Annotated in this window: 7 protein-coding genes and 2 pseudogenes; 5 read left to right on the top strand and 4 right to left on the bottom strand. The window is 64.1% G+C overall.

What is annotated here, in order from left to right:
- Positions 1 to 326, top strand: a pseudogene (prfC, locus tag EOA36_RS17190) (peptide chain release factor 3); the annotation flags it as partial.
- 74 nt (positions 327 to 400) lie between these two features.
- Here the strand turns inward: prfC and EOA36_RS17185 are convergent.
- The gene (locus tag EOA36_RS17185) at positions 401 to 871 is read right to left on the bottom strand and encodes a VOC family protein (protein WP_127278651.1); all 471 of its coding nucleotides are present in this window, start codon (positions 869 to 871) and stop codon (positions 401 to 403) included.
- Positions 872 to 1,139: 268 nt separating this feature from the next.
- Here EOA36_RS17185 and ilvD point away from each other — a divergent pair, with 268 nt between their 5' ends.
- Positions 1,140 to 2,984, top strand: a complete 1,845-nt coding sequence (gene ilvD / locus EOA36_RS17180) for a dihydroxy-acid dehydratase (protein ID WP_127278650.1) — start codon at positions 1,140 to 1,142, stop codon at positions 2,982 to 2,984.
- Positions 2,985 to 3,143: 159 nt separating this feature from the next.
- Here the strand turns inward: ilvD and EOA36_RS17175 are convergent, their stop codons facing one another.
- Positions 3,144 to 4,898 (bottom strand): ABC transporter ATP-binding protein, encoded by a 1,755-nt coding sequence (locus tag EOA36_RS17175; protein ID WP_127278649.1) that lies wholly within the window; start codon positions 4,896 to 4,898, stop codon positions 3,144 to 3,146.
- Between the two features lie 152 nt (positions 4,899 to 5,050).
- Between EOA36_RS17175 and EOA36_RS17170 the strand changes: the two genes are divergently transcribed.
- Both EOA36_RS17170 and EOA36_RS17165 read left to right on the top strand, forming a co-directional pair.
- Positions 5,051 to 6,331 carry an amidohydrolase family protein gene (locus tag EOA36_RS17170; RefSeq protein ID WP_127278648.1) on the top strand — a complete coding sequence of 427 codons (1,281 nt, stop codon included), beginning with the start codon at positions 5,051 to 5,053 and terminating at the stop codon, positions 6,329 to 6,331.
- A 108-nt stretch (positions 6,332 to 6,439) separates the two neighbouring features.
- Positions 6,440 to 7,363 (top strand): DMT family transporter, encoded by a 924-nt coding sequence (locus EOA36_RS17165; protein ID WP_127278647.1) that lies wholly within the window; start codon positions 6,440 to 6,442, stop codon positions 7,361 to 7,363.
- Between the two features lie 18 nt (positions 7,364 to 7,381).
- On the opposite strand, the gene EOA36_RS17160 is transcribed toward EOA36_RS17165, so the two are convergent.
- Positions 7,382 to 8,284 (bottom strand): phosphotransferase family protein, encoded by a 903-nt coding sequence (locus EOA36_RS17160; protein ID WP_127278646.1) that lies wholly within the window; start codon positions 8,282 to 8,284, stop codon positions 7,382 to 7,384.
- A 95-nt stretch (positions 8,285 to 8,379) separates the two neighbouring features.
- On the opposite strand from EOA36_RS17160, the gene EOA36_RS17155 reads away from it, so the two are divergent.
- Positions 8,380 to 9,012 carry a class I SAM-dependent methyltransferase gene (locus EOA36_RS17155; protein WP_127278645.1) on the top strand — a complete coding sequence of 211 codons (633 nt, stop codon included), beginning with the start codon at positions 8,380 to 8,382 and terminating at the stop codon, positions 9,010 to 9,012.
- Here the strand turns inward: EOA36_RS17155 and EOA36_RS17150 are convergent.
- A pseudogene (locus EOA36_RS17150) lies at positions 9,009 to 9,587 on the bottom strand (aminomethyltransferase family protein); the annotation flags it as partial. The gene EOA36_RS17155 and the pseudogene EOA36_RS17150 sit on opposite strands and share 4 nt — an antisense overlap.
- Positions 9,588 to 9,677: the final 90 nt, after the last annotated feature.

The following is a 9,677-nucleotide window of genomic DNA, read 5'->3' as shown; positions in this document are numbered from 1 at the left end:
CGCCGGAAGATGGTTCGCCGGCCATCGTCGGTGTCGTCGGCGCCCTGCAGCTGGATGTGCTGAAAGAGCGGCTGAACTTCGAATACACGCTGCCCGTCGAGTTCGAAATGTCGCGCTTTTCGGTCTGCCGCTGGATCTCGGCCGACGACAAGGCCGAAGTGCTTCGCTTCATCGAAGCGCATCGCGGCGACATCGCCCGCGACCTCGACAACGACCCGGTGTTCCTCGCCCAGCACGCCTTCTCGCTGAACTACGAAGCCGAGCGCTGGAAGGCGATCCGCTTCGCCACGATCAAGGATTATCAGGTCCGCGACAAGGCGGCGTAACAGCCCTCTTTCCTTCTCCCCGTTCACGGGGAGAAGGTGCCCGAAGGGCGGATGAGGGGCAGCGCCGGCGTTGACTATTCTTTCGCCGCCGCCTCCAATTTGTCGATCTCGATCTTGCCCATCTGCATCATCGCCGACATCACCCGGCCGGCCTTGGCCCTGTCCGGGTCCTGAAGCAGCCTCGGCAGTTGCTCCGGCACGACCTGCCAGGAGACACCGAACTTGTCTTTCAGCCAGCTGCATTGCGACGGTTCGCCACCGCCTTCGATGAGCCTGTCCCAGAAATAATCGACCTCTTCCTGCGTCTTGCAGTCGATCGACTGCGACATTGCCTCGTTGAACTTGAATTGCGGTCCGCCGTTGAGCGCCTGGAACTGCACGCCGTCGAGTTCGAACGTGGTCACCAGCGCCTTGCCTTCATTTGCATGACCCTCTGGCCAGCGCATCACGCTCAGCACCTTCGAGTTCTTGAAAATGGAGACGTAGAAATTCATCGCCTCTTCGGCCTGGTCGTCGAACCACAGGCAGGTGGTGATCTTTTGCATGTCGCGCTCCTCGGTTGCTTCTTGCTGCTACGGTGAAACGGCTGGCTCCGGGAATGGTGCCATTCCCTTGCCGTTGAACCAAGGACGGGCGTCCGGCGCGCGATCCGACAGGGCATGCAATTTTTTTGCAGACGCCGATTTTCGGTAAGACTCTGGCGCATTGCAAAAATGTGGCCAGACCATACTTGCCGGTCTATAAACCCTGCGATCAAAATTCAGCGCCGCCACGCTCCTCACCGAGCGCAGCCAAGCCAGCCAAGGAAAATTCATGCCCGCCTATCGTTCCCGCACCACCACCCATGGCCGCAACATGGCCGGCGCCCGCGGCCTGTGGCGCGCCACCGGCATGAAGGACAGTGATTTCGGCAAGCCGATCATCGCGGTAGTCAATTCCTTCACCCAATTCGTGCCTGGCCATGTCCATCTGAAGGACCTTGGCCAGCTCGTCGCGCGCGAGATCGAGAAGGCCGGCGGCGTCGCCAAGGAATTCAACACCATCGCCGTCGATGACGGCATCGCCATGGGCCATGACGGCATGCTCTATTCGCTGCCATCGCGCGAGTTGATCGCCGATTCCGTCGAATACATGGTCAACGCGCATTGCGCCGACGCCATGGTCTGCATCTCCAACTGCGACAAGATCACCCCCGGCATGCTGATGGCCTCGCTGCGCCTCAACATCCCGACCGTCTTCGTCTCCGGCGGACCGATGGAAGCCGGCAAGGTCGTGCTGGCCGGCAAGACCCAGGCGCTCGACCTTGTCGACGCCATGGTCGCGGCCGCCGACGACAAGATCTCCGACGAGGACGTCAAGGTCATCGAGCGCTCGGCCTGCCCGACCTGCGGGTCCTGCTCGGGCATGTTCACAGCCAATTCGATGAATTGTTTGACCGAGGCGCTGGGGCTTTCGCTGCCCGGCAACGGCTCGACACTGGCCACGCATGCCGACCGCAAGCGGCTGTTCGTCGAGGCCGGCCATCTCGTCGTCGATCTCGCCCAGCGCTATTACGAACAGGATGACGAGAGCGCATTGCCGCGCAGCATCGCTTCCAAGGGCGCCTTCGAGAACGCCATGACGCTCGACATCGCCATGGGCGGCTCGACCAACACCGTGCTGCATATCCTGGCCGCCGCGCATGAGGGCGAGGTCGACTTCACCATGGAAGACATCGACCGGCTGTCGCGGCGGGTGCCGGTGCTGTGCAAGGTGGCGCCGGCCAAGTCCGACGTGCACATGGAAGACGTCCACCGCGCCGGCGGCATCATGGCCATCCTCGGCCAACTCGACGAGGCCGGACTGATCAACCGCGACCTGCCGACGGTGCACACCGCCAGCCTCGGCGAAGCGCTCGACCATTGGGATATTTCGCGCACCTCGAGCCAGAATGTGCGCGACTTCTTCCTCGCCGCTCCCGGCGGCGTGCCGACGCAGGTCGCCTTCAGCCAGGACCGCCGTTGGGACGAGCTCGACACGAACCGCGAGACCGGCGTCATCCGCTCGGCGAAGACGCCATTCTCCAAGGACGGCGGCCTTGCCGTACTGAAAGGCAATCTGGCGCTCGACGGCTGCATCGTGAAGACGGCCGGTGTCGACGAGTCGATCCTGAAATTCACCGGTCCGGCTCGCGTCTTCGAAAGCCAGGACGCCAGCGTCAAGGCGATCCTCGCCAATGAGATCAAGGCCGGCGATGTCGTCGTCATCCGCTATGAGGGCCCGCGCGGCGGCCCCGGCATGCAGGAGATGCTCTACCCGACCAGCTACCTGAAGTCGAAGGGCCTCGGCAAGGCCTGCGCGCTGGTCACCGACGGACGCTTCTCCGGCGGCACGTCGGGCCTGTCGATCGGCCATGCTTCGCCGGAAGCGGCGGAAGGCGGGCTGATCGGGCTGGTGCATGAGGGCGACACGATCGAGATCGACATCCCCAACCGTACCATCCGCTTGGCCGTCAGCGACGCCGAACTCGACGCGCGCCGCGCGGCGATGGAGGCCAAGGGCGCGAACGCCTGGAAGCCGGAGGAAAAGCGCAAGCGCAAGGTGACGACCGCGCTGCGCGCCTACGCCGCCTTCGCCACCAGCGCCGACAAGGGCGCGGTGAGGCACGTGCCGGAGTAAGGTTCGCGCCGGCCCCCTCATCCGGCCGCTTGCGCGGCCACCTTCTCCCCGTTGGGGAGAAGAGGCTGACGCCCGCGTTGACGACCTCTTCTCCCCTCGGGGAGAAGGTGGCCCGGAGGGCCGGATGAGGGGGTCTGGCACCTACATTCGAAGGCACCCTCACGGCATCAGCTGATATTCATAAAGCTTCTGGTAAAGCCCGCCCTGCTTGAGCAGGGCACGATGCGCCCCGCTTTCCACCACCTTGCCGGCTTCCAGCACCACGATCGTGTCGGCTTGGTGCACGGTGGACAGGCGGTGCGCGATGACGATCGTGGTGCGCCCTTCCGTCAGTTGTTGCAGCGCGTCGCGGAACAGCGCCTCCGACTCCGCGTCGAGCGCGCTGGTCGCTTCGTCCAGCAGCAGGATTTCGGCGTTGCGCAGCATGGCACGCGCGATGGAAATGCGCTGGCGCTGGCCGCCTGACAAAAGGCCGCCATTCTCGCCGACATCGGTTTCGTAGCCTTTCGGCTGCGCGACGATGAAGTCATGCGCGTTGGCCGCCTTGGCCGCGGCGATCACCTCGTCGTCGGTGGCGCCCTCGCGCCCAAGACGGATGTTATGCATGATCGTGCCGGCAAACAGGAACGTGTCCTGGCTGACATAGGCGATCTTTTCCCTGAGCGAGGCCAGCGTGGCATGGGAAATATCCTGGCCATCGAGCAGCACCCTGCCGCTCTTGGGGTCATACATGCGCATGATCAGGTTGAGGATCGTCGACTTGCCGCCGCCGGAAGGCCCGACCAGCGCCGTCATCTTGCCGGCCTCAAGGGTCAGGTCGAACCCTTCCAGCACCGGCGGGCCGTTCTGATAGGCGAAGCTGACGGCGTCGAACCGTATCTCGCCGGGCCCGGCCTGAAGCGGCTTGGCATCCGGCTTCTCGGCCAATGTCAGCGGCTCGTCGGCCAACTGGAACATCATGCGCACGCCGACAATGCCGCTCTCCAACGAGATACGGACGCGTGCGAGGCGTTTAGCCGGCTCGTAGGCAAGCAGCAGCGCGGCGATGAAGGCCATGATGTTGCCAGGCATCTGGCCGCCCTGCAGAACCAGCAAGCCGCTGATCATGACCGCGCCGGCGATCGCCAGCCCGGCCAGCGTTTCCATCACCGGATTGGTAACCGCTTCCAGCGCGGCGATGTTGTTGGCCCGGTCCTCGACATCGGACACCGCCCTGTACATGCGCTTGCGCATCAGGCCTTCGAGGTTGAAGGACTTGACCACGCGCACTCCGATCGCGGTTTCCTGCATCACCTGGACGATCTGGCCGACCGAGCGGAACTCCATAGCAGCGAACTTGCGGACGCGTTTCAGGATGCGGTTGACGCCATAGATGGCCAGCGGACCGACGACGAAGCAGATCAGCGATAGCGCCGGCTGCTGCCAGACCATGACTCCAATCAAGGCGGCCAGCGTCACCAGATCGCGCACATAGGAGGTGACGATGAGGTCGAGCACGTTGCGCGCCGCCTGGGCATTGTTGGTCATGCGGGTGATCAGGTCGGATGACGAGGTCGAATGGTAGAACTCGATGCCTTGCGCCAGGATGCGGTCATAAATCTTGCGCTGCCGTTCGGCGATGATGGCGTTACCGACCCGGCTCATGAAGTAGGCCTGGACGAAGTTGGCGATGCCCTTGACGATGAAGATCGCGGCGACCGCCACGGCAATCATGTTGACGCGGTCGATCCTTTTGTCGATCACGAATTCATTGGTGATTTCGCGCAGGATCCAGGCGCTGGCGGCCGTCATGCCGGCGACCACCAGCATCGACAGGATGGCGGCGGCGTAGCCGGCCCTGTGCTGCCGGAACGATTCCCTGAGCAGCCTTGCGACGAGGCGCTGGTTTTCCGTCGAGCGGAAGAAGCGAAACAACGGCTGATCCTTGATGCCGGGATGACGAAGGCGGCTTATAGAGGGAGTTGCCGCCGGAGGGAACCTTTCGCGACCATGGAAAGAAACCCGCTGCGGCAGGCTGTCTTTTGAGACACGATGCGACTGTGATTCTTCAAGCGGGATGATGAGAGATGGATTTCGACCTAATCGTTCGTGGCGGCACGCTTCCGGATGGCGGCATCGCCGACATCGGCATCAGCGGCGAGACGATCGCGGCGATCGAGCCGAAGCTCGAGGGTTCCGCGCGGACCGAGGTCGACGCCCGTGGCAATCTGGTGTCGCCGCCCTTCGTCGATCCGCATTTCCATATGGACGCCACGCTGTCCTACGGCATACCGCGCATCAACGCATCGGGCACGCTGCTTGAAGGCATCGCGCTGTGGGGCGAACTGAAGCCGCTTTTGACGCACGAAGCGGTGCGCGACCGCGCGCTCGCCTATTGCGACTGGGCGGTGTCGATGGGGCTGCTTGCCATCCGCACCCATGTCGATGTCTGCGATGACCGGCTACTGGCGGTCGAGGCGCTGCTGGAGGTCAAGAAGACCGTCGCCCCCTATATCGACCTGCAATTGGTGGCCTTCCCGCAGGACGGCTTCTATCGCTCGCCGACGGCGCGCCAAAACACCATTCGCGCGCTGGACATGGGCGTCGACATCGTCGGCGGCATTCCGCATTTCGAGCGCACCATGGCCGACGGCACGTGCTCGGTGACCGAACTGTGCGAAATCGCGGCAGAACGCGGCCTGATGGTCGACCTGCATTGCGACGAGACCGACGATCCCCTGTCGCGCCACATCGAGCAGCTGGCCTATGAAACGCAGCGGCTCGGCCTGCAGGGCAGGGTCGCCGGCTCGCATCTCACTTCGATGCATTCGATGGACAATTACTATGTCTCGAAGCTTCTGCCGCTGATCGCCGAGGCCGGCGTTTCCGCGATCCCCAATCCCTTGATCAACATCATGCTGCAGGGCCGCCATGACACCTTTCCCAAGCGGCGTGGCATGACGCGGGTCAAGGAAATGCTGGCGCTCGGCATCCGTGTCGGCTGGGGTCAGGATTGCGTGCTCGATCCCTGGTATTCGCTCGGCACCGCCGACATGCTCGACGTCGCCTTCATGGGCCTGCATGTCGCCCAGATGTCGAGCCCCGCCGACATGGCGCGCTGCTTCGACATGGTCACCAACGTCAACGCCGCGATCATGGGCCTCGATTATCTAGGGCTGGAGGTCGGCAAGCGCGCCAGCCTGGTGATCCTCGATGCCGGCAATCCGATCGAGGCCCTGCGCCTGCGCGCCGAGCGCATCTGCGTCATCGCCAAGGGTAAGGTGGTGGCGGAAAGGACAAGGCAGGATACCAGGCTGTCCATTCCCGGCAGGCCGGGTCAGGTGAACCGCAGACATATATCCACCTAGATACAGCCGATTCCCGACGCTGGTCTTACTCATTTCCTGATTTCTCCTCGTCAAAGCCACCGCTTCCGTCTACGACGCGGCCCAGGCGAGGGAGGAATCGGGGTCGGCATGACGCAACCCGTGGCGCAGAATTCCCCAATCAGGAATGTTCTCCTGGCCGGCATCCTGCTGATGCTGGCCGGCGACTTCCTGTTTGCGCTGAACGACGCAATGGGCAAGTGGCTGGTCGCCAGCTTTTCCGTCGGCCAGGTGGTGCTGATCCGTTCGATCGGCGCCTTTATCGTGCTCGGCCCGATGATCGCCAACCAGGGCGCCGGCAGACTGTTCCAGATGGAGCGGCCCGGGCTGCAGATCCTGCGCGTGGTTGCGACTACGCTCGACACCGCTTTGTTCTACGCCGCCGTCGTCTATCTGCCGCTTGCCGATGTGATGAGCTTCTACATGGCCGGGCCGATCTATGTGGCGGCGCTGTCGCATTTCCTGCTTGGCGAAAAGGTCGGCTGGCGCCGCTGGGTAGCGATCCTGCTCGGCTTCTGCGGCGTGGTGATCATGCTGAAGCCATCCTCCGCCGCGTTTTCGCTGTCGTCGAGTTTCGCGCTTGTCGGCAGCCTCGCCTTCGCCTTCGCAATCATCCTCAACCGGCGCCTGCGCGGCACCAGCGACACCAATCTGGTGACATGGCAGACGATCGGCACGCTGGCGGTTGGCGGCGTGCTGACCATTGGCGCCTGGAAGACGCCGTCGCCGCTCGATCTCGGCGCCATGCTGCTGCTCGGCATCGTCTCCTGCGGCGCGCATCTGATGATCACGCGGGCGCTGAAACTGGCGCCGGCCTCGACGCTGGCGCCGCTGCACTACACGCTGCTCCTGTGGGCGGTGGTGTTCGGGCTGGCATTCTTCGGCGACGTGCCCAGCCCGCGCATCCTGATCGGCTCGGGCATCATCGTTCTCGCCGGCCTGTTCATCTTCCACCGCCAGAAGGTGGTCGAGACCACGGTGCCGCCGGAGAACGTGCCGAAGGGTGTGAACTAAAGCCCGGATTTCGGGTGACTAGCCCTGGCGTATCGCCGCAAGGTGCCTGGAAAACTCTGGCGTCTCCATCAGCGCCTTGCAGCGCGCGAAGCGGCCGTCGGCATAGGCGCGGAAATCGTCCACCGGATTGTTGTTGGCGAGCTGGATCAGCCCCCACAGCGTCCATAACAGGTCGCACATAGCCTTGTAGATGGCGACGCGGCCGCGCTCCGCCGGCTTCGCCTCGCCGCCGAAATAGGCGCGCATCAGCTCTTCGTCCTGGGCGACGTCGAACTTGCCTTCCACGCTGAGATCGCCGAGGTCCCAGAGCGGATCGTTCATCCCGGAATATTCCCAGTCGACGATCCACATCCGCTCGCCCGTATCGAGGAAGTTTTCGCACAGCGGGTCGCAATGGCAGGCGACGAGAGGCAAGGGGCGGACGGCCAAGGCCTCGCGCACGCCGCCGGCCTCGCGCACCACGTCGTGATAGCCGGCGGGCAGGGCGACATCCCTGGTCGACAGCACCTTGAGATAGTCGTCGATCATCGAAAACAGCTCGAAGCGGAAGGGGAAGACCGCGCCGGACGCATGCAGCTTGCGGAAGGCCTCGGCCGCCCGGGCCGGACTGCCCTGCCGGTCCCTGAATTTCTCCGGCGACATCGTCTCGGCACCGGCGATGTAGCGCGTCACCATGACTCCAGTACCGGGATCGACATGCAGCACCTCGGGGCTAACGCCGGCTCTTGCCGCCTCGCGCGCCGCTATCGCCTCGTTGGCGCGGTTGATATATTCCTCGGTGCCTTTGCCTGGAATGCGCAGGCAGTAATCGCCGGCCTTGAAGACGAGATTGGTCAGGCCGCCGAGCCGTTCCAGCGGCCCGGTGTAGCCGGCCAGCAGCGGAATGGCGGCAAGTCTTGCCCGCGCCTCGTCTATCCCCATGCCTGCGTCCCCACGCGTTATTTCTTCGCTGCAACGGTTCCACAATTTTCGCCGTTTGGCTATCATTCCGGCAAGACGAAGGAGTTGGTGGGCACGTGGCGGACAGCAAACATCATGGCGCGCTCGGCGAAGTCTACGCGGCCAAGCGCCCGGAAGAGGTGGCGGCACTCTATGATCGCTGGTCGCAGACCTACGACGCCGACATGTCGGCGGCCGGTTACCGCCACCCGACGATCTGCCTTGCCTTGCTCGCCCGTCATCTGCCGCGCGGGTCAGCCCCGCTGCTCGACGCCGGGGCAGGGACCGGGCTGATCGGCGAATGGCTCGATATTGCCGGCTATCCCCAGGTCGAGGCGCTGGATATCTCGCAAGGCATGCTGGATCAGGCCGCGCGCAAGGGTGTCTATTCGGCGCTGCATTGCCTGGCGCTCGGCGGCGCCTTGCCTTTTGCCGACGACGCCTATGCCGGCATCATCTCGGCCGGCGTCTTCACCTCGGGTCATGTCGGCGCCGAGGGCTTGGACGAATTGATCCGCATCTGCCGGCCGGGCGGGGTGATCGTGCTGACGGTCAAGAACACGCTATGGGATCAGGGCTTTGCCGCGCGCATCGCCGAACTCGAAGCGCAAGGCCTCGTCACCCGCGCCGAGGAAACTCGCCCTTACGTCTCCATGCCTGGCGAGGCCGATACCGTGCCCAGTCGTGGCCTCGCCTTGCGCGTAAGCTAAGCCTTCACGCGCTCCATTGCCGGGTCGTATAGTGGCTCGAGATGGATATTCGCCGGCGTCCGCTGCATCGCGACCACCAGTTCATAGCTGCCCGAGGCGAGGAAATCATCGCTCACCCCGTCGGCGCTGCGCACATAGCCATAGCCGATATTCTTGCCCACCGTGTAGCCATGGCCGCCGCTGGTCAGATAGCCGACTGGCTCGCCGTCGCGCAGAATGGTTTCGCGGCCGAGCAGCACGATCTCCGGATCGTCGACCGTGAAGCCGGCTAAGCGCTTCTTCAGGGACGCGCCGCCAACCTTCTCGAGTGCACGCCGTCCGACGAAGTCGGTGTTCTTCCTGAGCTTGACCGCCCAGCCGAGCCCGGCCTCCAGCGGTGTGTCGTTGGGCGTGATGTCGGAGCCCCAGGCGCGATAGCCCTTTTCCAGCCGCAGCGATTCCAGCGCGCGGTAGCCGACCGGCCGGATGTCGTGCTCTTTGCCGGCCGCCATCAGCGCGTCGAAGACTTCGCCGGTGGCGGCGATCGGCACGTGCAGCTCCCAGCCCAGTTCGCCGACATAGGTGACGCGCAGCGCCGACGGGGTGAGCGATGATTTCCTCGCCTCGGGCAGCTATGAACTGGTGGTCGCGATGCAGCGGACGCCGGCGAATATCCATCTCGAGCC

The sequence above is a fragment of the Mesorhizobium sp. M8A.F.Ca.ET.021.01.1.1 genome (genome assembly GCF_003998025.1).
Taxonomy (GTDB): Bacteria; Pseudomonadota; Alphaproteobacteria; order Rhizobiales; family Rhizobiaceae; genus Mesorhizobium.
The sequence above is the reverse complement of the archived record's forward strand: the minus strand, read 5'-3'. Positions and strand labels throughout refer to the sequence as shown.